This is a genomic window from Frankia nepalensis (assembly GCF_016786325.1).
Taxonomy (GTDB): Bacteria; Actinomycetota; Actinomycetes; order Frankiales; family Frankiaceae; genus Pseudofrankia; species Pseudofrankia nepalensis.
In genome coordinates, this window is the sequence record NZ_JADWYU010000215.1 from 1 (window position 1) to 21866 (window position 21866).

The window sequence follows — 21866 nt, forward strand, 5'->3', positions numbered from 1 at the left end:
CCCCGCGGGCCGTTCAGTGCGTGCCTTCGAGGTCGTCCACGCCGAGCTCCGCCAGCAGGCGGGCGCGCAGCGCGGCGAAGGCGGGGTTGGAGCGTCGGCGCGGGGACGGGACGTCGACGGGCAGGTCGAGGGAGAGCGCGCCGTCTGTGAGGACGAGGACGCGGTCGGCCAGCAGGACGGCCTCGTCGACGTCGTGGGTGACGAACAGGACGGCCGGGCGGTGGCGGCGGCACAGCTCCCGCAGCAGGGCGTGCATCCGGATCCGGGTCAGCGCGTCGAGCGCGCCGAACGGCTCGTCCAGCAGCACCAGGTCCGGCTCGCGGACCAGCGCCCTGGCGAGCGCGACCCGCTGGGCCTCGCCACCGGACAGCGTGACCGGCCAGGCCCGCTCACGCCCGGCCAGCCCCACCTCGGCGAGCGCGGCCCTGCCGCGGGCCGCGACCTCCTTGCCGGACAGGCCGAGGGTGACGTTACCGAGCGCCCTGGTCCACGGGAGCAGCCGCGCCTCCTGGAAGACGATCGACCGGCGCGTGGCCGCGAGCACGTCGCCCTCGACGCCGGTGTCGAACCCGCCGAGGATGCGCAGCAGCGTGCTCTTGCCGGAGCCGCTGCGCCCGAGCAGGGCGACGAACTCGCCCGCGGCGATGGTCAGGTCGATTCCGTCGAGCACGACGTGGTCGCCGAAGGCGCGGCGCAGGCCGCGCACGCGCACCGCCACGCCGCTGGCCTCGTCCGGCTCGCCCGCGGCCGAGGAACCGGGCCGGGCAGCGGTTCGGGCCGAGCCGGTGGCCAGGCCGTCGGGGAAGCCAGCGCCGATCGTCTCGGCCACGGTCGCGGCGAGGGCGGCGTCCACGGCGGCATCGACGGTTGCCGCATCGACCGTGGCCGCATGGACGGCTGCGGTATCGACGGCGGTCGTGGCGGCGGCGGGCGCGGAGCCGTTCAGGTGCCGGTGAAGCTGCGTCGCCATGACAGCAGGGTCCTTTCGAGTACGCGCACGATCCCGTCGCAGAGCAGTCCGAGGATGCCGTAGATGATCAGACAGAGGATCATGATGTCGGTGCGGTTCCAGGCCTGGGCGCTGTTGAGCAGGTGGCCGATTCCCGACTCGGCGTTGACCTGCTCGGCGAAGACGAGCAGCAGCCAGGCGACGCCGAGCGACCAGCGCAGGCCGACCAGGAATCCCGGCACCGCCCCGGGGACGATGACCCGCCGGATCAGCCCGAGCCGGCCCAGCCCGAACGAGCGGCCGGCCTCCACGAGCTTGAGGTCCACGCCGCGGATCGCCGCGAACGTGTTCATGTAGATCGGGAAGATCACGCCGACGGCGATCAGGAAGATCTTCGCTGACTCGCCGATGCCGATCCAGACGATGATCAGCGGGAGCAGCGCGATGACCGGGACGGTCCGCAGGAAGTTCATTGATGAGTCGACGAGATCCTCGCCCAGCCGGAAGAACCCGGCGACGACCGCGAGCACCAGGCCGATCGCGACGCCGAACAACAGGCCCCAGGCCACCCGGACGAGCGACACCGACAGGTTGTCGACCAGCTCGCCGGAGCTGGCCAGCTCGCGGGCAGCTCCGATGACCTCGCCCGGTGACGCGAGCGTCCGCTCGCCGACCAGGCCGGCCTCCGTGACCAGGAGCCACACCGCGAACAGCAGCGCTGGGCCCGCCAGGCGGCGCACCCAGCCGGGCAGTGGCCGCCGGTTGCCGACCGACCGCCTTCCGTCGGTCGGGTCCGCGAGCGCCGGCCCTGCCCCGAGCACCCGCCCCGCGGCGGGTGTCGGCGCGGCGAGGGGAACGGCCGCGGCGAGGGCCCCGCCGGCGGCGGCGTCCGCCGGCCGTGGTCTCGGGGTGTCGCTGGCCGCGCGCGTCGGGGCGTCCGCCGCGACGGGCGCCGACTCGTCTGTCGTCAGGTTGGCCGTCACTTCGTCAGCCCGGCCGCGGCGAACTTCTGCGAGAGCTCGGTGTTGAAGGCCGTGTCGATCTCGTTGTCGACGTCGAAGGTCTTCGGCAGCTTGTCGACGCCGACCAGGAGATCAGCCTGCGCCTGCTGGCTCTCGAGGAACGCCTCGGTGATCGGCTGGTACTGGGTGGCCGGAAGGCTGTCGAAGTACTTGCGGGACGTGACCGGGTCCTGCTTGAGGAGCTCGACGTAGTACTTCTGGATCCAGGTGTCCGGGTTGGCCTTCGGCCAGGTCGACGCGCGCGCGACCCGCAGGATGAAGTCCGTCACCGCCGCGCGCTTCGCCGGGTCGTCCAGCGCCGAGCTCGCGGCGAGCAGCACGCTGTACTGCGGCAGGGGGGTCACCTTGATCTCGTAGGCGCTCTTGTCCTGGGCGGTGATGGCCCCGCTGTACTGGTTGACCCAGACGACGGCGTCGACCTCGCCGGAGACGAACGTCGACACGAGGCTCGTGGCGGGGACGTTGACCGGGGTGATGTCGTCCTGGGTGAGCCCGGCGAAGTCGAGCTGCCGGAGAAGGTAGCCGTGCAGCGACGTGCCCTCGGTGAAGGCGACCCGCTTGCCCTTCAGGTCGGCCGGCGTCTGGATTCCGGATCCCTCGCGGGCGTAGATCGTCTGGGAGTTCGTCGGCGACTCCGCGATGGCCACGGCGACCACTCCGGCGTCCGCGGCGTTGGCGAACAACACCGGGGTGTCGCCCATGAAGCCAAAGTCGATCTTGCTGGCGGAGAACGCCGCGTTCATGTGCGGCCCGTCGGCGAAGTTGTTGAAGTTCAGGGAGTACGAGGTTCCCTTGTTCTCGCCGGAGAGGGTGAGCGGGAGCTCGAGGGTCTTGGACTGGTCGCCGATCCGCAACGTCACCGGGCCGCCGCCTCCGGAGGCGGATGAGGAATCGTCGTCGCCACCGCCGCCGCAGCCGGCCAAGCCCACCGTCAGGAGGGCGGCGACACCCGCGGCGGCGATCGCGAACAGCCGGCTACGCGGCGGTCTGTGCTGCATCGGACTCTCCATGTTTCGTTGCGACGAGGTTTTGCGAAGTGGTCTGGGACACCGGAAGGTGGGTGTGGGGACGGGTGGCGCGGCCGCGCCGGGACCGGCGCGGCTGACGGCGCGCGGATGGCCGTGCGCGTCCCCGCGAGGACGCGCACGGCGCTGTCCGTTCAGGAAGGGCCTCCCGGCATGGCCCGGAGGTCTCGGCGGACGGTCAGGAACCGAGGAACTGCTGGCCCGCGACGAGCTCGGACTCGCGGCCGTCGACACCGACCGGGACGTCGCCCTCGAGCGTCACCCGGTAGAGCACCCGGTCGAACGCGGTGATGTCGACGTCGGACGGGCCGAGGTGCGCGGTCGCCCGGTTGTCCCAGAACGCGACGTCACCCGGGTTCCAGCGGAACCGGACCGTGAACTCGGGCCGGGAGATCTGCTCGTAGAACAGGTCCAGGATCGCGCGGCTCTGGCGCGGCCCGAAGTCGATGATCTCGTTGTCGCGGCTGGTGAAGCTCGGGCTGACGAACAGCGCCCGCTCCCCGGTCTCCGGGTGCACCCGCACGACCGGGTGGATCGCCACCAGCGGGTTCGCCTTGATCTTCTTTCCGTACTCACTGCCCTCGAAGATCGGTTGGCCGAAGCTGTGCTTGGCGCGCAGGCTGTCGGCGAGCCGCGCCAGCGGTTCCGGCAGCGCCTCGTAGGCGGCGACGAGGTTGGTCCACTGGGTGTCGCCACCGTAGGGCGGCACGATCTCGGCGCGCAGGATCGAGCCCGCCGGCGGGTTCACCAGCGCGGTGACGTCGGTGTGCCAGCCGTTGTCGTACGTGGCCTTCAGCTTCTTGGCATCCGCGGGGGCGCCGGCGAAGAACTTGTTGTAGCGGCGGCTGTCGATCGGCAGGATCTCCGGGTGGCCCTCCGGCGGCGCGTCCTCGTGCGGGTGCGCCGGGGTCAGCTTGCCGAACCGGCGGCCGAACGCGACCTGCTGGGCGTGGTCGATGTGCTGGTCGCGGAAGAAGACGACCTTCCATCGGTGCAGCGCGGAGCGGATCTCGGCGACCGTGGCGTCGTCGAGTTCCTCCCGTAGGTCGACGCCGTGGATCTCGGCGCCGATGTTTCCGGCCACCGGCCGGACGTCGATGCCCAGCTCGGTCGTCGTGGTGGTCGTCGGAGGTGCCATGGTCAGCTGGGTCCCTTCGGGGATGAGCGCAGCCGCCGACCGGCGGTGGTGAGAATGGCCGGGTGCGGAACGTCGCTGTGTCCGGGCGCCCCTGGACGCGCGTTTTCCGGGCGCGTCGGGAACAGCCTCGGGTGATTTGGGGAACGGGGCGGAATCTGGGCGCCCGCGTGGTCCGTGGAACCGCGCGGCGGCGGTCAGAAACCGGTCACGGACAGCCGCGAGAAACCCGGAAATCCTGCCTTCTCCGGGCGCCGGAGGATCGCGTGCGTATCTTTCCGGCGCCACGCGCGGGCATGCCGGACGACGTGCCTTACCGCTGGCGTGGCGGCGTCGTGCGGTTTCAGCCCGTGGCGGTCAGGCCACAGACGCGCGATTCCGACATCGCCGTCGGGCCTGGGTGTGGCATCGGGGCCGCGTCCCGCGGGCCGGGCGGGAAACCGGCGTCTCCCGGAGGTCGACCATGGTGTTCACCGCCCTTTCGGAGTGGATGCCCTCGCGTCTGCGCTTTTATGCTCTCCCGCTGGGGCTGGGGGGTCAACGTTTTCGGACTGAATGGAAGAAATATGCGCGTGTACCCGCCGTGAAACGGCACGCACGGCCCGCCTCGATCGCCGTCGAGAACGCCGCTGCCGTGGAGGGACGTCATCGGCGCCCGGCGAGCGCTTCGGGACGCGGCCCGGCTTTCGTCCGGGTGCCCGGTATGGCGTCCGCGAGCGCGTCAGCTGGTATCTGGGTGAGTGAGGGACGGACGCTGCGCGGGCTGCGGTGCACCGCGCCGAGGATGCTCGCCGCGGCGGCCACGGCGAGCACGTCGGGACCGAAGCTGCTCGGTCGCACCACCTGGCCCGGCGCGCCGCAGGACCGCGAGCGGGCCGCCACCTCGGCGTGCACGTCGGCGATCAGCTCCGGCAACTGGAGCGTCGCCATCTCGGTGAGCACGACGACCTCGGGGTCGATCATATCGATCAGCAGGGCCACCAGCCGGCCGACCAGGCGCAGCCGTTCCCGGACCAGCGCCACCGCCAGGGGCTGGCGCCTCGCCACCGCGTCCGCCAGCAGCCTGATGTCCGGCCGGGCGACGACTCCCTCGGCGGTGGCCCTGGCCAGCCAGGCCCGCTCGGACAGCGTGGCCTCGGCACATCCGGTCCCACCGCACGCGCATCGCTGGGTACCGCCGGGGATGCGCAGGTGCGCCACCCCACCGGCGGCGGACCGCTGCCCGCGTAGCACGGTCCCGTCCATGGCGATCGCGGCGTCGACCACGTGCCCCGCGAACAGGTGCACGAGGCCGCGGCGCGCCCGTGGGTCGCCGAAGAGGATCTCCGCCTGGGCGAGCGCCCGGGCATGGCTGTCGACGTGGACCGGCAGCCCGGTGGCCGCGGTGAGCGGCGCCGCGACCGGCACGTCGCGCCACCCCAGCGGCGCGTGCTCGAGGATCGTCCCGCCGCGGGTGTCGACCAGACCGCCGCTCACCACGCCCACGCCCAGCAGCCGGCCCGCCGGAGCCAGCGCGGTTCGGTCTCGCGCGATCCGGCCGGCCCGAGGGAGGCCGTGGTGGCGGCGCAGGAAGTCGGGCAGGTGCCGGCCGAGCAGCGCGAGCACGCGCGCCGGATCGCCGTCATGCTCGACCTGCTCCTGGGCCACCACGTGGCCGCGCAGGTCGACGAGGCCGAACGTGAGCATCGGCACCGCGATGTGCACCCCGCAGGCCAGGTGGCGCGCCGTGTCCACGTCGACGGGGATGTGCGGGCGTCCGGCCCGGCCAGCCGCCTGCCGCGCGTCGGGCAGCTCGCGCAGCAGGCCGAGCGAGATCAGGTCGGCCGCCTGACGGGAGACCGCCGCGGGGCTCAGCCCCGTGGCCTGGCCGATCGCCGCCCTGGCGACGGGGCCGTGGTCGAGCACGGCGCGCAGCACGGCGGCCGCCGAGTTGCCCGGGCGCGCGGGGTCGGCGTCGGCGAGTGTGACGTCCACCGCGGCGACCTCGAGGGGCGGCCGGCCCGGGGCGGGAGCGGGCGGGTGCTGACCCGCCCGCGGCAGGCGGGCATAGGAGTGCGCGGGCACGGAAGGACCTCCTGGACGGCGGGAGTCGCTGTGGTGCCAGGCCGGTGGCCGCGGCCAACGAGGTGGCTCGGCCAGCGCCGCGGTGGGTTCGCGGTGGGCGCGGCGCGCCTCGGCCGGACTGGCCTGCTCCGACGGGCCTGGTTCCCGAGAGGGGCGCTCGCGGGGTGGCGCGTCAGCCGGTGGAGGGACACAGCGCGCTCGCCACGCGCCGCAGGTCGACGTGGGCGCGGCTCACCAACAGCAGCGGACGCGCACTCATGGAGGCGACGTTAGACAGCCCGCCCGACAATGTCAACAAAGTCGGTGGGGATATAGAGATACGACGGCGATGTGGCGTGGATGTGACACGCCGATCGCGCCGGCGCGGCGTGCCCCAGACCGGCGGCCGCGCGGCGGTGGTCTGCCCGTCGGCACGAGGGCGGGCCGGGCCCGAGGCGCGAGCTGCTGAAACGTGCCGCTCGCTGGAAAGGCTGGTGATCCGCCCGCCGGGCGCCGGACGAGAAGGCGCCGGGGGCGGGGTCGAGGCGGTGAGGGAGGGGCCCCGCGCGTCAGCTGACGGGGAGCGTCAGCTGACGGGGATCAGCTCGGTGCGCAGCTCGTGCGCGCCGTCGGGGCGGCTGGCCTCGTAGTAGAGGCGGTGGGCGCCGTCGGGGAGGGGGACGACGCTGACGTAGCGCAGCGCGCCGTCGCCGTGCGGGGAGACGGCGTGCGGGGCGGTGCCCACGGCGCTGAACCGGGCGAAGCCGTCGTCGCCCTGCGCCGGGATGGCGGCGGCCAGGCCGGTGCGCTCGTACCAGTTCTGCGCGGCGCTCGCCCGGCCGTCATAGAAGGCGACCGGGACCGGTCCGTCGAGGAGCACGTCGGCGATGCGGACGCCGCGGGCGTCCCAGTGGCCGGGGCGGGGGGCGAGGGCGACGCCGTGCCAGGTCCACGTGACCCCGTCGGGGCTGGTGGCGTAGCGGCTGTCCATCCGGTCGGTGTGGTCCGGGTCGTCGAGCAGGTGGCAGGACGCCCACAGGTGCCAGCGGCCGCCGTGCCAGCGCACCACCGGGTCCTTGACCGCGGTCGACGCGTCGCCGGGCAGCACGGTGCGCCGGGCGTTCGGGTCGAAGCGCGCGGGGTCGTCGGCCTCCAGCAGGTCGACCCACCAGTGCGGGCTGCCAGGGGTGGCACAGCTGACGTACAGCCGCCAGGTGCCCTCCGGGGTGCGCACAAGGGCTGGGCGTTCCAGTGACTCGGCGCCGAACGGGTCGCGGCCGATCCGCGCGATCTCGGTGAAGCGCTCGCCGTCCGGGGAGCTGGCGATCATCACGGCGTGGCCGCGGCCCTCGCCGACGGGCCGGCGCAACCGGTAGGCCAGGTAGAACGTGCCGTCGACCAGTAGCGCGCTGGGCGCGCCCACCCAGTGGCCCGGGCCGTCACCCTCCGGCGCCACGACGGTCAGGCCGGCCTCGAAGCGGGGGAGTGGCACCGCCTCGTGGACCGTCGTCGGGTCGAGGGCTGGTGAGGCGATCAGCACCCGCAGAACTCTACCGTCTCGGTGAACAACGGCGCGCATGGCCCGGGGAGATACCTATCATCTCGGTCGAAAATATGATCATTGGTTATCCTGGGAAAGGAACGCCTCTGTCCGTCGGCACCGGCGCCGCGTCCGGGCGTGGGCTCACACGTTGGTCGCTCTGCCCCTTCCGGTGGCTCGTTCGGAGAGCCACCGCCGTCGCTGGCAACCGTCCTCTTCCGTGTCAGGAGCGTGCCTGCTGATGTCCCTACCCGACTTCCTGGTCATCGGCGTGCCGAAGGCCGGTACGACCGCGATGCATGCCGCTCTCAGCCGGCACCCGGAGCTGTTTCTCCCGGCCGTCAAGGAGCCGAAGTTCTTTCTCTCCGAGGGGCCGCCACCGGCACGGGGCGGCCCCGGCGACGCGCAGACCTACCAGGAGCACGTCTGGCGGCGGGCCGACTACGAGGCGCTGTTCGACCCGGCGCCCGCCGGCGCGCTGCGCGGCGAGGCGACGCCGTTCTACCTGTACGACCTCGACGCGCAGAACCGGATCAAGCGCCTGCTGCCGAAGGCGAAACTGATCGTCCTGCTGCGCAACCCGGTGGACCGGGCGCACTCGAACTGGACCCACCTGTGGGCGGCGGGGCTCGAGTCCGAGCGCGACTTCGTCCGCGCCTGCGCCCTCGAGCAGTCCCGCCGCGAGGCGGGCTGGGCGCACTTCTGGCACTACGTCTCCCAGGGCCGCTACGGCGCGCAGCTCGCCCACCTGCTGGGCCTGTTCTCCCGGGACCAGGTGCTGCTGCTGCGCTACCGCGAGCTGCGCGAGGAGCCCGTCGCCACCCTGGACAAGGTCTGTGACTTCCTCGGTGTCGCCACCGGGCTGCTCGAGCGGGCGCCGTCGGAGAACGTCACGCCGTATGTCGCCGACACGCAGGTCAACACGGTCCTGCGGCACATCCTGCGCACGGGTGGCCAGATCGGCCACCACTTTCCCGTCCGCGTCCGCGAGACGGCGCGCGCGCCGTTCCTGGCCGCGCTGCAGCGCCAGAAGGGCGGGCGCCGCCCGCTGTCGCCCGAGGAACGCGCCGCGGTCCTGCCGTACTTCGTCGAGGACATCGCGCTGCTGGAGGAGGTCACCGGCCTGTCCTACGCCGACTGGCTCACCACCGGCATCGAGCCAGACATCGTCGACGACGGCAGCTGACGACGGCGGCTGACGACGGCGGCTGACGACGGCGGCTGACGACGGCGGCTGACGACGGCGGCGGCTGACGGCGGCGGCAGTCGACGGCGGCGGCGGGCGGCCTGCCCCGCCCGCGCGCCGCCGGCGTCAGCGCCTCCCCGCGCTATCGGCTGCTCGCCGGGCGGTGTGTCTGATAGGCACGTTCGCGGTGACTGTCCACGCGGTGGCCGTGCCGGGCGCGGCCGACGCGCGGGCCGGGCGGCCGGCGCGCGGCGCTGGGCGAGAGGAGCGAGCGGGCGTGGGCGTGCTGGACGGCAAGGTCGCGATCATCACCGGGGCGGCGCGGGGGCAGGGACTGGCGGAGGCGGAACGCTTCGTGGCCGAGGGGGCGTCCGTCGTGCTCGTCGACGTCCTCGGCGAGCAGGGCAAGGCGGCCGCGGAGCGGCTGGGCGCCCCGGCCCGGTTCGTGCCCGGCGACGTCGCGTCCCAGCAGACCTGGGACGAGGCGATCGCGGTGGCCACGGAGGAGTTCGGCGGCCTCGACGTCCTGGTCAACAACGCCGGCGTCATGGTCAGCCGGAGCCTGGTGGACACCGACGAGGCCACGCTGCGCTCGGTGCTCGACACCAACCTCGTGGGCGCGTTCCTCGGCATCCGGGCGGTCGTGCCGGCGATGCGCGCCCGGGGCGGCGGCTCGATCGTCAACACGTCCTCGGCGGCGGGGATGAAGGGAATGCTGAACGGCTCCGCGTACGTCGCCTCCAAGTTCGGGCTGCGCGGCCTGTCGCGGGCCGCCGCGCTCGAGCTCGGGCGGGACCGGATCCGGGTGAACTGCGTCTGCCCAGGCCTGGTGCGCACCGAGATGGCCGCGGACCTGCTGCGCTACCACGAGAAGGAAGCCCTCGCGCAGATCCCGCTGGGCTACCCCGCGGAGCCGACCGACGTCGCCGATCTCGTGTTGTTCCTGGCCAGCGACGCCGCCCGCGCCATCTCCGGCGGTGAGTACGTCATCGACGGCGGCTCGATCGCCTGAGGAGGCCTCGACCGCCTGAGGGCGGAGTCCGGTGGCCGCGCCCGGGCGGCGGGTCCGCTGGTCCGGGCGGGTCACGGCCCGCCGCGGCGGGACCGTTCGGCCCGTCTACCTGGAAGGATGCTCGATGAGCGTCACCAGCACGTGGAACACCCTGGACGTGTCCGTGGACGGGCGGGTCGCCTGGGTACGGTTCGACCGCCCGCACCGGCGCAACGGGGTCACGACCGAGATGGCGGTCGAGATGTACGGCGCGCTCACCCAGATCGCCGCGCTGGACTCCGTCAGCGTGCTGGTGCTGACCGGCAACGGGGACACGTTCTGCCCAGGAGCCGACCTGCGGGCCGCCGCCGACGATCCCGAGGCCGGCCGGGCGCTTCCCGACCCGGAGGTCTACCACTCGGCGCGGCTGCTGCGCGAGATGCCGGCCGTGACCCTCGCCGCGGTCAACGGGGCGTGCGCCGGAGCCGGGTTCGCCTGGGCGTCGGCGTGCGACCTGCGCGTGGCCGCCGCCTCGGCGCGGTTCGCGACCGCCTTCATCGCCGTGGGGCTGCCCGGCGAGCTGGGACTGGCCTGGACGCTGCCGCGCAGCGTCGGCGCGAGTCGAGCCCGGGAGCTGATGTTCCTCTCTCCGAAGATCGACGCCCAGACCGCCCACGAGTACGGCCTCGTCAGCCAGGTCTGGCCGGCCGAGTCGTTCCACGCGGAGCTCGACAGGCTCGTCGCCGAGCTGGCGGGCCGCCGTCCCGAGGCGGTCCGGCTGATGAAGCAGAGCCTCGTCGAGGCGGAAGGTCTCGGCCTCGGCGACTACATCACCGCCGAGTCCGCCCGCTACCTGGCCCTGCTCACCGGTGACGGTGCCGACCTGGTTCGCGCTCGGCTGTCCGGCCGGGGCGCCGGGCTTGGCCGCCCGGGCGAGCCGGCCTAGCAGGTCACGCGGCCGGATCGGCTCAGTCCGGTGGGCGCCGTCGCCGTCGCCGTCGTCGTCGTCGCCGTGGCGGCCCGCGCGCCATGCGCCCCGCCCGAGATGACGCCTGGCCCTGGCTGCCGCGCGGCCCGCGCCCGCGTCAGGGCCGGGTGACCTGATCGACGCGCCCGCCCTGCCTGGGCCACGGGACCTGCCCCAGGCAGAGGTGGCGGGTGATGGCCGCCGCGTCGTGGCGCACGCCACCGATGAGATGGGAGCCACGCCGGGTCAGGAACGGCAGGCCTACGACGTACAGACCGGGCCAGGGGGTGATGCCGCCGTGCTGGCGGATCCCGCCGGCGTCGTCGCGCACCCACGGGATCTTCAGCCACGGGTAGTCGTACCGGTAGCCCGTCGCCCAGACGACGGTCCTGATCCCCGCGGCCCTCAGGTCCAGGCTGGTGGGAGCCGGCGGCGGGGCCACCGCGCGAAACGGTTCCGGGTCGAGCAGCTCGGCGGCGATGCCGCCCGGGCCGCCGTGGCGCAGGTGCAGCTCGATCCGCGCCAGGACGCGGCGCATCGTCGCGTCGGCCGTGGCGGTGGTGGCCGAGAGGTCGTCGGCGAGGACGAGCCGGTGGCGGTCCGCGGCGAGCAGCCGGCCGACGAGGCGGACGCCGGTGTCGTGCAGGAGGCCGAGGTCGAGGTCACGGCCGGCGACGAGCTGCGACGACGGCTCGCGCCGGCCACCGGGCCGCTCGGGCAGGTCCTCGACCCGGCGGTCGAGGCTGCCGAGCTGGTCCAGCCACCACCAGATGTCCATCCCGCGATAGCTGCGCGGCAACCGCTTGTGCGTGCCGACGGCGATCGTCACCTCGCGGCCCGAACGGCGCGCGTCCTCGGCGATCTGCAGGCCGGACGAGGACGCGCCGACGACGAGCACCCCGCCGTCGGGGAGCGTGTCCACGCCCCGGTAGGCCGCGGCGTGCAGCTGGCGCAGGTCGCGGGCGAGTGCCCGCGCGGGCGCCGACGGGACCGCCGGCTGGTCGCAGGCGCCGGCGGCGATCACCACGTTGCGGGCCTGGAGGCTCTCCTGGTCGGTGCGTACCAGGAACCGGGCGGTCGGCCCGCGGCCCGCGTGGGCGCCGCTCGTCCTGGCGGCGGTCGCGGGCCCCCGGCCCGCGGCGACGGTGACCGACTCGACGGTGGTACGCGTGAGCAGCGGCGCGGCGAACGACGCGGCGTAGCGGGCGAGGTGGTCGGCGAACTCGCCGACCGGCAGGAAGCCGTCGGGGTCGTCGCCCTGGTAGGCCCAGAACGGCAGCCGGTTCATCCAGTTGGGGGTGAGCAGCCGCTGCGCCCGCCAGCGGTCCCGCCAGCGCTGCCCGGCAGTGCCCCGGTCGAGGACGACATGCTCCCGCCCGGCCGAGGCCAGGCAGCGGCTCACGGCGAGGCCGGCCTGCCCGGCCCCGATGACGACGGTGTCAATGGTTTCCATGTCTTCCCACCTCCCCGGACGGGCCTGGCCACCGGCGCCGGGGGCGCGTGGCCACGGCCCGGTGACGACCGGCCGCGGGGCTCAGCTGACGACGTCGACGGTGACGTCGACCGGTACGCCGCCCGTGAGGACGTCGTAGACGGCGGAGCGGGCGCGGGACCGCTCGACCAGGTCACGCAGCACGTCGTCCGGCGCGTCCCCGCTGACCCGGAGATCGACCTTGATGCCCTCGTAGCCGTTGCGTACCTCGTCGGACAGGCCGAGGATGCCGAGCAGGTTGATGTCGCCGGTGACGGTGGACTCGACCGACGTGAGCGTGACGCCGCGGGCGGCGGCGATGTTCGCCAGGCCCGCGGTCAGGCACGCGGCGAGCGCGTGCAGGAGGAACTCGACCGGGGTCGGGCCGGAGTCCGCGCCGGTGAGGACGCGCGGGTGGTCGGCGTCGAGCACGAAGTCCACGATCCGGGTGTTGTCCTCGGCGCCGGCGCCGTAGAAGCCACGGATCCGGCCCTGGCTGTGGGTGCCGGTCAGCCAGCGGTTGGTCGCGCGGAACTGGAAGCGAGCCAGGTCCGGATTGGCCTTGACCGCGTCGAGGGTCGCGAACAGGGCCGCTCTGTCGACGCCGTTGCGCACGGCCGGGTCGGACGTGGTGGTCATCATGTCCCCTTCCCCACCGAGGGGGCCGGGCCTGTCCCGGCCGCGCCGGCGCGGCGAGGAAGAAGCTAGGAGGCGAACCTTCCCCGGACCTTCCGCGAGGAGGTCGCGTGGCTGACAGCGCCCGGGCCTGTCGGCTGGGCGACGACCGGCGCCCCGGAGTGCCGGCCGCCGGCCCGACCGGCGGCGGTCGGTCACCCGGTCACCCGGTCACCCGGTCACCCGGTCACCCGGTCACCCGGGCGGCCAGGCGGCCGGTCTCGGTGTCCGTCGCCGGGCCGCTACCGGCGGGAGCCGGTGAGGCCCGGCTGCCAGCGCAGGACGAAGAACGCGGCGGCGAAGAAGAACATCAGCACCGCGTACCCGGACGACGCCGTGTTGGTGGAGGCGTCGGCCAGCGTCATGGTGAGGGTCGTCGTCATCTCCTCCTCGCCGCAGCTCGCGACGATCTCGCGAGGTCCGGCGACGAAGGTCGAGAACAGCACCGGCGCGGTGAACCTGCCGTCGCCGTCCGCGGTCGCGTGGCCGACCTCCTCGCCGTCGGAGCGCAGCACGACCCGCTCGCCGGGGTCGCAGCCGGCGCCGGCGGCCGTGATCGGGTCCCCGGCCGAGACCTGCCTCGGTGAGGTGTCCATCGCGCCCGGCTTCGGGGGCGGCGGAGGCGGCGGGGGCGGGACGACGGGATCCGGCTCAGGGGCCTGGTATCGGCACGACCCGTCGGCCGCCCGGATCGTGCCCTCGGGGCATTCCCGCGTGGTCGGCAGGCAGCGGCCCTGCCCGTCGGGGCGGGTGCCCGCGGCGCAGCCGGGGCCGCCGCCTGGCGGGAGCACACAGCGTCCCTGGCCGTCGACGCTGGTGCCCTGCGCGCAGGTCGGCGGGGCCACGCACCGCCCGCCGGCGTCCCGCCCGGTGGGCGGCGGGCAGCCCGAGGTGGCCGGGGCGACGCAGTCGTCGCCGCGCAGGGTGCCGGTTCCCTGCGGGCAGTACGGACTGGCCGGGGTGACGCACGGCGAGGTGTCACCGTAGGCCGCCGACCCCGGGCAGGGCCGGGCCGCCGGGTGGGAGCACACCCCGCCGCTGGGTGTGTCGTCCGGCAGCGCGCAGCGCGCCGTGGCGGCGCGCACACAGTTGCCATCGCCGTTGTCGTTGAACCCGTCAGAGCAGGGCCGGGCCGCCGGGATCACGCAGAATCCGTCCGCGCTCAGCGTGCCCTGGGTGCAGGTCGCCCGCGGGCCGTCGCAGAACCCGTCCTCACCCGGGCCGGAATACCCGCTCGGGCACACCGATTCCGCTGACTTCACGCACCAGGATTCCGCGTGCCCGGTCTCGAGGTGGTACGGACTCTCGCAGTCACCCTCGCCGGTCGGTTCCACCTCGTACCTGCAGGTGTCGCCGACCCGTTCGTCGCCCTCCGGGCAGACGAGGTTGGGCTCGGCGTAGCACACTCCGTCGGCGGAGATCCCGGCCGCGCCGGCGGGACACACTCGGGTGTCGTCCGGGAGCTCACACAGGTCGCCATAGGGAACCGCGGACGGTGGGCACGGTGACTGGGCCGGGATCACGCAGTTGGTGCCCGACACCTCGCCTGTCTCGCAGCGGTAGAGCGCCGCGGACTCGCAGGACGACCCGACCAGCGTGCCGCCGTCCGGGCAGGGCGGCGAGGCCGGGGTCTGGCAGTCCCAGCCGACCTGCCGCCCGCTGTCGCAGCGCGGCTGCGCCGCGCGCACGCACTCGGACCCCTCCCGGGTCGCCCCGGGCGCGCAGGTCACCACGGGGTCGGCGACGCAGGTTCCGTTCTCGAACCTCGTGCCGCCCGGGCAGGCGCTCGGCGCCGTCGCCGCGGACGCCGGGGAGGAGCCGAGCGGTTCCAGCGTCGGGCCGCCGAGGTCGAGGGCCAGCAGGGCCGACAGCGCGGCGAGCAGGAGCATGAGCCGCTGGGCGGCACGGTGCCGCCCGGCAGCTCGGTCTCGCCGGGCAGCTCGATGCCGCGGGGAGGTTCGGTGCCGCTGGTGGGATGGGTGACCGCGAGCCTTCATGTCACGTTCCTGCCGCGCTGCCGGTGGACTCCGCCCGGCCGGGCCGGCCGCGCGCTGGTAGCGACCAGAGACTGACGGAAGTCACCTGCAGCGCACGCCCCCGTTCGCTACGCAGCATTGTGGACACCGAGCCGTTCTTCCGTCTGTCGAATGCGTGAGGTTTCACTGCCCGCTCAGTGATAATGACGGCGTCCCCGTACCCGCGGGGGCATGGCCCGCGGCGGGTGCCGTGGTCTCCGGGGGGAGAGCGCCGATGGCGCCGCGCATCGTCGGCCGACTGTTCGCCGTCGGCCTGTTCCTGGCCGTGGCCGCGGGAGCTGTCGTCATCCCCGCCGCGCCCGCCGTCGCGGCGGGCGGTGTGGACCTGAAGGTGGCCGTCAACCAGACGACGCTCGACCACCGGGTTCGGCTCGACCCGGGCGAGCCGGCCCGGGTGACGGTGAAACTCATCAACAACACCGACGCGGCGCTGCGGGTCCGGTCGGTCCGGTTGCGCGGCAGCGTCCTCGGCCTCACCTTCTACTCCGTCGGCACGGTCATCCCGGTGCAGGTGCCCGCCAGGGAGAGCAGGGAGTGGGAGGTGGAGGTCGACCTCGCCGACCTCGGCTCCCAGGCCACGGGGCTGCTCCCGCTGGAGGTCGCCGTCGTCGACGTGGATCGGCGCACGATCGCGTCGGCCGACGGGACGGCGGACGTGCGCGGCTCGCTGCTGTGCGCGTTCGGCCTGTTCGGAGTGGGCCTGCTGGCGGCCACCGCCGTGCTGTGGGCGACGGCCCTGTTCGCGCTGGCCCGCGGCCGGCTGCCGCGCAACCGGTGGCTGCGCGCGGTGCGGTTCGTGTGGGGCGGCATCGGCCTGGGCCTGGTCGCCGTGGTCTCGCTGGCCGTGCTCCGGGTCATCGCGCCGTCGCCTCCGGCGGAGCTGGCCTTCGTTCTGGGCGCGGCCGTGGTGTCGTTCGTGGTGGGCTACCTGACCCCGCGGCCGGCAGACCCGCCGCCGCCCCACGACCGGCCCGACGCCTTCGCCGACGACGCCTACACGACCGACGCCTACACGACCGACGCGTACGCGGCCGGCACCCATGCGGCCGGCGCCTATTCGACCGACGCGGGCACGCTGCCGGGCGCGGGCTACGCGCCGGCTGGAGCGGGCCCCGAGGTCGTAGGCGGGCCGGGGCCGCGGGGGAGCGGCTGGGAGCCGTACAGCGCGAGCGGCCCCCAGGAACAGGAACAGAACGACCCCTACGGGAGGGCCAGTCCCTACGACTGGGGCAATCCCCACGGCCAGGGCGGACCGGCCCTGTGACGACACCCCACTGGCCGCCGGCCGACCCGCCGTCCACCCCCCGGCCCGGGCCCACGCGGGCGACCCCGCCGTCGACGCCGCCGCCGCGATACTCACGGCGGTCCGGTCCTCCCGAACCGCCATCGCCGGCGCTGTCCGCGCTGCTCCCGCAGCACGAGCTCGGCGATCAGCTGGGCCGGGGCGCCTTCGGCATCGTGTACGCGGCCCGCAACCGCGGCCTGGACCGGGCCGAGGCGGTGAAGAGCCTCTCGTCGCGCTGGCTGTCCGACCAGCAGATCCTGGCCCGGTTCGTCGACGAGGGCCGGACCCTGGCCCGCCTCGAGCATCCGCACATCGTCCGCGTGCACCAGGCCGCGCGCTCGCCGGCGGCCTGCGCGCTGGTCATGGAATGGCTCGGCGGCGGGACGCTCGGCGGCCGGTTCCGCGGCGGGCTCACCCGGCGGGAGTCCTGCGCGGTCGTCCTCGGGGTGCTCGGGGCGCTGGAACTCGCCCACCGCGCGGGCGTGCTGCACCGCGACATCAAGCCGGACAACATCATGTTCGCGGGGGACGGCACCCCGAAGGTGGTCGACTTCGGGATCGCGAAGATCCTCGGCGGCACGGAGACCCTCACCACCCGCGACGGCCGCGGGGTCGCCGGAACGCCGCACTTCATGGCGCCCGAGCAGGCGCGTGGCGAGCAGCCGCTGGGGCCGGCGTGCGACGTCTACGCCGTCGGCGTCGTGCTCTACGAACTGCTCAGCGGCGACCTGCCGCACGACGTGAGCGGGAACCTGGTGGACCTGCTCGACCGGCGGGCCTTCGAGCCGGCCAGCCCGGTCCCGCCCTCGGTGCCGGCGCCGATCGCGTCGGTCGTCAGCCGCGCGCTCGCGTTCGAGCCGGCCGACCGTTACCCGACGGCCGAGGCGTTCGCGGTGGACCTCGCCCGCGCCGGCACCGAGGTCCTCGGCCCGCACTGGCCGCGCGAGTCCGGGGTGGCCCTGCACCTGTCGCCGGCGGTCGGCCAGGCGCTCAGCCAGGCCGCGGCCGAACGGGCCAGGACCGGCGGGCCGGAGACGGTCCTGATCTCGATGTCCCGGGTCCTGCCGCGGCTGCCCGATCAGGCCCGGATGGGCTCGTTCATCGCGACGCCGGACCCGGGCGCCGCGCGGCCCGGCGCCACCGGCGGCGACGTCGACGAGGCGGTGCCGGTCCGGCGGGTCGTGCGGGGGCGGCCGGCGCGGCGGTGGCCGCCGCTGGTCGCAGCCGGCTGCCTGACCGTCGCGGCGCTGCTCGCGCTGCTCGTCCCGGGTGCCCGCCCGCCCCTGCTCGACGGGCCGACGCCGAGGCCGCTGGTCGCGGGCGCCACCGCGCCCGAGACCGCGCGCGTGGACCTGTCGGGCCCGGTGCCCGTCTCAGGCGTCGGCCCGGCGTCCTCGACCGGGCCCGTCCAGGTCCGGCTGGCGATCTCGGCCGGCGGGATCGGCCTGGGAGAGGGGACCAGCGAGCCGTTCTCGGTGACGCCGGGGCAGCAGTGGTCGACCACCGTCAGCCTGCGCTCGTGGACCCGCTGGGTCGCCGGTGGAGCGGTGCGTGGCCAGGTACAGCTGGTCGACGCGGGCGCGCCGGGCCGGGTGCTCGCGGATTCCGAGGTGACCATCACGCCGGTGCAGGCGCCCTACACCACGGCGATGGGCTGGGGCTCGCTGCTGCTCGCGCTGCTCGCCGTGGCGTCGCTGGCCGAGGTGCTGCGCGCCCTGTGGCGCAGGCGGCGCCCGACGTGGCTGGGCGCGACGCGGATGGTCGTGCCCAGCGCGCTGCTCGGCGCGGCGGGCTGGCTGGCCCTGGCCGTCTACACCGCCGAGGAGCCCCGGCCGGCGGTGGGCATCGCCTGCGCGGTCCTGACCAGCGCGGCGGGCGTGGCGCTGGGCCTGGTCTCCCGCCCGCGCCGACGTCGCCCCCCGCCCCGGTAGCCGCGATCCGCGGGTAGCCGTCATCCGCCCCGGCGGCACCCGAGGCCCTCAGCCCCCCGGGTAGCGGGCCGCCCACTCGGTGGTGGCGCCGCCCCAGCGGTCGGCGACCTCCGCGCTGCCGGTGATCTCGCGGACCAGGTCGTCGGCGACCTCGCGGACGACGTCGTAGCCCTCCAGCTCCTCCACCCACTCCGCCGGCAGACCCGGCTCGCCCACGGCGGCACCGACGAGGTTGCCGCAGATCGCGCCGGTGGAGTCGCTGTCCCCGGAGTGGTTGACGGCGGCGAGCAGCGCCGCGGCCGGGTCGTCGGCCGCGGCGACCGCGCAGAAGACGGCGATGGCCAGCGCCTCCTCGGCCACCCAGCCCTCGCCGAGCCCCGCCACCCGCCGGGCCAGCAGGTCCGGCGCGGCACCCACGTCCGCGCGGCTCTCGTCGGCCGCGGCCCCGCCCGCGGCGTCGAGCGCCGCCCGCAGCGCGGCGGCCACCTCGCCGCCCCTCGGCTCCTCCTCGACGCGGCGCAGCGCCGAGCGCGCGCCCTCGAGCACGGAGGCTCCGTCGAGCACCTGGGCGACGACCCAGGCGAACGCCCCGGCCGCCAGGTAGCCGGACGGATGACCATGGGTGAGCACCGCGCACTCGACGGCGAGCGACCAGGCGTCCTCCGGCTCGCGGCGCAGCAGGCCGAACGGCGCCGAGCGCATCACGGCGCCGCAGCCCTTGCTGTCCGGGTTCGCGGGGTTGTCCGGCGTGCCCATCTTCGGCTGGGCCAGTCCCGACAGGCAGGCGTTGCCCGGCGCCCGGCGGGCGTAGAGCACCGGCTGCGCGGCCAGCCACCCGCTCACCTCGGCCGGTGGCTTGGACTGCCGCTGGGTCACCAGCCAGCGCTGGTAGGCCTGCCACAGGACGCTCGGCGGGTGGCAGATCCCGCGGGAGCGGCCCCGCACGGACGCGCGGATCAGGCCCTCGGCGGTGAACAGCGTCATCTGGGTGTCGTCGGTGATCGGCGCGAACACTCCGTAGGCGTCGGTCAGCCCGGTGACCCCCGCCGGCCCGTGCGCGCGGCGGATCTCCTCGAGCGCGTGGAACTCGATCCCCGCGCCGAGCGCGTCCCCCAGCGCCCCGCCGAGCAGGCAGCCCCTGACCCGGTCCCGATACGACAACACCAGCGATTCCCCCTCCACGATCACCGGCGACGTCGGGCGCCGACTGCCCACCACCGGCCACGCGCCGTGATCCAAGGGTAGACAGCCCGACCAGCGCTCCTGGGCCTCGACGCTGTCAAGACCACGTCGTGCCCTCAGCCGGGTGGGCGGGCCGCGTCGGCGGCGCCCCGTCCGGCGCCGGGCGTGCGCCGGGCGGGCGGGGAACGTGGCGGCCAGCCCGGCGACGAACACGGCGGACGGGATGGCGACCCCGCTGGCCAGCCGCGCCGACGAGCCCTGCCGCGCGGCGACATCCATTGCCTGCCTGATTGGCCTTCTGGCCTGGATGGCCGTTGACAGGCGCGCTGAGTGCCGGCACCCTCACGCCGTGCGCGTCGACGGGGATCGCCTGGAGACGGCCCTGCCCGCCCAGCCAGCCGCGCCGCCCGCGCGCCCGGCCGCGCCCGCCATGGCTTCGGCGGCCCCGGGCCACGCGGGCCTCGACCCGCCGGCCGGTCTTCCGGCGGGTTCCGGCGGGACCGCGGCGCCGGCCGGCGCCGACACGACGACCGACACGACGGCCGGGCGGGAGCCGCCGCGGGACGGTCCCGCCTCGACGCGGCCGAAGCAGGCACGGGAACTGCCGCCGCCGGTAGCCGCGGCCGTGGTGCTCGGCGTCGTGGTCGGCGTCATGCTCGGCGTCGGATCGCTGGTGTTCAAGACGCAGGACGGCTCGCATCCGATGGCGCCGGCGTTCGCCGGGCTGGCCGGCGGCTACCTGTTCCTCGCGGCCGGCGCGGTGGCCCACTTCCGTGACCCAGGCAACCGGGTCGGCCCGCTGATGGTGCTCGCTGGCTGCGGCTACTTCGCCGAGGACGTGCAACTGACCACGATCCGCTGGCTGTTCCCGGCCGGATTGCTGCTGGCCCAGGCCTCGACCGGGCCGCTGACCCACCTGGTACTCGCGTTCCCGGACGGGCGGCTCGGCTCACGCGCGCAGCGGCTGCTCGTCGGCGCGGCCTACGCCCTGACGCTGGGTCTCGCCGTTCTCAGGATCTGGTTCAACGACACCAGCCAGCTGCCCGGCGCCCGGGAGAATCCGCTGTTCGTCTGGAGCTACCCGCCGTTCGTCGAGGCCTTGAGCCTGGCCCAGGCGCGCCTTGGCGCGCTGGTGGCGCTCGGCGTCCTGGCCACCCTGGCGCGGCGGTGGTGGCGGGCCAGCTCGCCGCGCCGCCGCGTCCTCGCCCCGGTGTTCCTCACCGGGATCGTCGGCGCCGCCGCGAGCGCCACCAGTGGCCTGACGGCGCCGACGAGCTCCCTGCGCGCGCTGCTCCTGTGGGTCTACCTGGCTGCCTTCGCGCTGCTGCCGCTGGGTTTCCTGGCCGGGGTCCCCCGGATGCGGCTCGGCCGTACGGACGTCGCGACCGTGCTGGCCCGGCTCGCCGAGCCGCTCCCGCCCGCCGAGCTGCGTGACCTGCTGGCGCGGGCCCTCGGTGATCCGTCGTTGCGGATCGCCTACTGGCGACCGGAGGCCGGCGCCTTCGTCGACGGCGAAGGCCAGCCGTTCGCCGTCGCCCTCACAGATGACGGCGCCCACGGCGGTGTCACCCTCGGCGGGGTCACCGGCGGCGTCGCCGGGCAGGCCGGGGCCGCGTGGCAGACGGCGCGGCTGGTCGAACGGGACGGGCGGCGAGTCGCCGCCCTGCTGCACGACCCGGCGTTGCGGGCGGACCCGCGCCGGCTGGACGCGGTGGTCGTCGCGGCGGGCCTGGCGTTGGACAACCAGCGGCTGGCGGCCGAGGTACGCGCCCAGCTCGCCGAGGTGCGCGCCTCGCGCGGACGGATCGTCGAGGCGGCCGACGCCGAGCGCCGCCGCATCGAGCGCGACCTGCACGACGGCGCCCAGCAGCGTCTGGTCGCCACCCGGCTCCTGCTGCGCATGGCGCGGGACCTTCCGGCGAGCGCCGAGGTCGGCGCCTTGCTCGCGCGGGCGGCGGACGGGCTGGACCTGGCGATCGCCCAGTTGCGCGAGCTCGCCCGCGGCATCCACCCGGCGATCCTCACCGACGCGGGCCTGGTGGCCGCGGTCGACGCCCTCGTGGACCGGCTGCCCGTCGACGTCCGGCTCCTCGCGGGCGAGGTCCCCCGGCTGTCCGGCGCCGTCGAGGCCTCGGCGTACTTCGTCGTCGCCGAGGCCGTCACCAACGCGCTGCGCCATGCCCAGGCCGGTCTCGTCATAGTCGAGATCCGTCACGACGCCGGCCGGCTGCGCGCCGCCGTCACCGATGACGGTGTGGGCGGGGCGGACCTCACCGCCGGCACCGGGCTGCTCGGCCTGCGTGACCGGCTTGTCGCGCTCGGCGGTACCTTGACTGTCGACAGTCCCGCGGGCCGCGGCACCACCGTCGCCGCCGAGCTGCCGGCCGGTTAGGGCACGCCTGATGGCTCTTGGTCGATGCGAGCGGCC

The 21866-nt window shown here is 74.9% G+C and carries 17 protein-coding genes; 6 read left to right on the forward strand and 11 right to left on the reverse strand.

The genetic code is table 11. From position 1 onward, the window contains the following. Positions 1-13 precede the first annotated feature (13 nt). The 7 genes from I6A81_RS33985 to I6A81_RS34010 all read right to left on the reverse strand — a co-directional run bounded on the left by I6A81_RS33985 (position 14) and on the right by I6A81_RS34010 (position 7714). On the reverse strand, positions 14-970 hold the full coding sequence (locus tag I6A81_RS33985) for an ABC transporter ATP-binding protein (protein ID WP_238430938.1): 957 nt from the start codon (positions 968-970) through the stop codon (positions 14-16). Continuing rightward, positions 943-1770, reverse strand: coding sequence for an ABC transporter permease (locus I6A81_RS33990; RefSeq protein ID WP_203007389.1), 828 nt, complete (start codon positions 1768-1770; stop codon positions 943-945). Before I6A81_RS33990 ends, I6A81_RS33985 begins: the two co-directional genes overlap by 28 nt. Positions 1771-1928: 158 nt before the next feature. After that, on the reverse strand, positions 1929-2969 hold the full coding sequence (locus tag I6A81_RS33995; RefSeq protein ID WP_203007386.1) for an ABC transporter substrate-binding protein: 1041 nt from the start codon (positions 2967-2969) through the stop codon (positions 1929-1931). A 205-nt stretch (positions 2970-3174) separates the two neighbouring features. Continuing rightward, the gene (locus tag I6A81_RS34000; protein ID WP_203007385.1) at positions 3175-4134 is read right to left on the reverse strand and encodes a TauD/TfdA dioxygenase family protein; all 960 of its coding nucleotides are present in this window, start codon (positions 4132-4134) and stop codon (positions 3175-3177) included. Positions 4135-4776: 642 nt separating this feature from the next. Beyond that, a complete protein-coding gene (locus I6A81_RS34005; protein WP_203007384.1) occupies positions 4777-6195 on the reverse strand; it encodes an ROK family transcriptional regulator in 1419 nt (472 codons plus the stop codon). Between the two features lie 172 nt (positions 6196-6367). After that, positions 6368-6454, reverse strand: coding sequence for a putative leader peptide (locus I6A81_RS46415; RefSeq protein WP_407661423.1), 87 nt, complete (start codon positions 6452-6454; stop codon positions 6368-6370). Between the two features lie 306 nt (positions 6455-6760). Continuing rightward, positions 6761-7714, reverse strand: a complete 954-nt coding sequence (locus tag I6A81_RS34010) for a glycoside hydrolase family protein (protein ID WP_407661422.1) — start codon at positions 7712-7714, stop codon at positions 6761-6763. A 241-nt stretch (positions 7715-7955) separates the two neighbouring features. Between I6A81_RS34010 and I6A81_RS34015 the strand changes: the two genes are divergently transcribed. The 3 genes from I6A81_RS34015 (at position 7956) to I6A81_RS34025 (ending at position 10837) form a co-directional block, all read left to right on the forward strand. After that, positions 7956-8900, forward strand: a complete 945-nt coding sequence (locus tag I6A81_RS34015) for a sulfotransferase family protein (protein ID WP_203007383.1) — start codon at positions 7956-7958, stop codon at positions 8898-8900. A gap of 277 nt (positions 8901-9177) precedes the next feature. Next, positions 9178-9912 (forward strand): SDR family NAD(P)-dependent oxidoreductase, encoded by a 735-nt coding sequence (locus tag I6A81_RS34020; RefSeq protein WP_203005882.1) that lies wholly within the window; start codon positions 9178-9180, stop codon positions 9910-9912. A gap of 124 nt (positions 9913-10036) precedes the next feature. After that, the gene (locus I6A81_RS34025; protein ID WP_203005881.1) at positions 10037-10837 is read left to right on the forward strand and encodes an enoyl-CoA hydratase/isomerase family protein; all 801 of its coding nucleotides are present in this window, start codon (positions 10037-10039) and stop codon (positions 10835-10837) included. A gap of 139 nt (positions 10838-10976) precedes the next feature. Here I6A81_RS34025 and I6A81_RS34030 read toward each other — a convergent pair whose 3' ends face one another. The 3 genes from I6A81_RS34030 to I6A81_RS34040 all read right to left on the reverse strand — a co-directional run bounded on the left by I6A81_RS34030 (position 10977) and on the right by I6A81_RS34040 (position 14893). Next, positions 10977-12311, reverse strand: a complete 1335-nt coding sequence (locus tag I6A81_RS34030; RefSeq protein WP_203005880.1) for a flavin-containing monooxygenase — start codon at positions 12309-12311, stop codon at positions 10977-10979. Positions 12312-12392: 81 nt separating this feature from the next. Next, a complete protein-coding gene (locus tag I6A81_RS34035; protein ID WP_203005879.1) occupies positions 12393-12971 on the reverse strand; it encodes an OsmC family protein in 579 nt (192 codons plus the stop codon). A gap of 275 nt (positions 12972-13246) precedes the next feature. Further along, positions 13247-14893 carry a hypothetical protein gene (locus tag I6A81_RS34040; protein ID WP_203005878.1) on the reverse strand — a complete coding sequence of 549 codons (1647 nt, stop codon included), beginning with the start codon at positions 14891-14893 and terminating at the stop codon, positions 13247-13249. A 361-nt stretch (positions 14894-15254) separates the two neighbouring features. Between I6A81_RS34040 and I6A81_RS34045 the strand changes: the two genes are divergently transcribed. Further along, entirely contained in the window at positions 15255-16304 is a 1050-nt protein-coding gene (locus I6A81_RS34045; protein ID WP_203005877.1) for a hypothetical protein, read from the forward strand. Continuing rightward, positions 16301-18256, forward strand: coding sequence for a serine/threonine-protein kinase (locus I6A81_RS34050; RefSeq protein ID WP_203005876.1), 1956 nt, complete (start codon positions 16301-16303; stop codon positions 18254-18256). The genes I6A81_RS34045 and I6A81_RS34050 overlap by 4 nt, the downstream gene beginning before the upstream one ends. 48 nt (positions 18257-18304) lie before the next feature. On the opposite strand, the gene I6A81_RS34055 is transcribed toward I6A81_RS34050, so the two are convergent. Beyond that, positions 18305-19717: an ADP-ribosylglycohydrolase family protein gene (locus I6A81_RS34055; protein ID WP_203005875.1), complete on the reverse strand. Its 1413-nt coding sequence runs from the start codon at positions 19715-19717 to the stop codon at positions 18305-18307. Between the two features lie 70 nt (positions 19718-19787). Here I6A81_RS34055 and I6A81_RS34060 point away from each other — a divergent pair, with 70 nt between their 5' ends. Further along, entirely contained in the window at positions 19788-21830 is a 2043-nt protein-coding gene (locus tag I6A81_RS34060) for a sensor histidine kinase (protein WP_307875109.1), read from the forward strand. Positions 21831-21866 lie beyond the last annotated feature (36 nt).

Excerpts from the sequence above, each read along its gene's own strand:
- I6A81_RS34025 (WP_203005881.1), top strand. The coding sequence starts at position 10,037 with ATGAGCGTCACCAGCACGTGGAACACCCTGGACGTGTCCGTGGACGGG.
- I6A81_RS34055 (WP_203005875.1), bottom strand. The coding sequence starts at position 19,717 with ATGGATGTCGCCGCGCGGCAGGGCTCGTCGGCGCGGCTGGCCAGCGGG.
- I6A81_RS34040 (WP_203005878.1), bottom strand. The coding sequence starts at position 14,893 with ATGCTCCTGCTCGCCGCGCTGTCGGCCCTGCTGGCCCTCGACCTCGGC.
- I6A81_RS46415 (WP_407661423.1), bottom strand. The coding sequence starts at position 6,454 with ATGAGTGCGCGTCCGCTGCTGTTGGTGAGCCGCGCCCACGTCGACCTG.
- I6A81_RS33995 (WP_203007386.1), bottom strand. The coding sequence starts at position 2,969 with ATGCAGCACAGACCGCCGCGTAGCCGGCTGTTCGCGATCGCCGCCGCG.
- I6A81_RS34015 (WP_203007383.1), top strand. The coding sequence starts at position 7,956 with ATGTCCCTACCCGACTTCCTGGTCATCGGCGTGCCGAAGGCCGGTACG.
- I6A81_RS33985 (WP_238430938.1), bottom strand. The coding sequence starts at position 970 with ATGGCGACGCAGCTTCACCGGCACCTGAACGGCTCCGCGCCCGCCGCC.
- I6A81_RS34030 (WP_203005880.1), bottom strand. The coding sequence starts at position 12,311 with ATGGAAACCATTGACACCGTCGTCATCGGGGCCGGGCAGGCCGGCCTC.
- I6A81_RS34000 (WP_203007385.1), bottom strand. The coding sequence starts at position 4,134 with ATGGCACCTCCGACGACCACCACGACGACCGAGCTGGGCATCGACGTC.
- I6A81_RS34045 (WP_203005877.1), top strand. The coding sequence starts at position 15,255 with ATGGCGCCGCGCATCGTCGGCCGACTGTTCGCCGTCGGCCTGTTCCTG.
- I6A81_RS34035 (WP_203005879.1), bottom strand. The coding sequence starts at position 12,971 with ATGATGACCACCACGTCCGACCCGGCCGTGCGCAACGGCGTCGACAGA.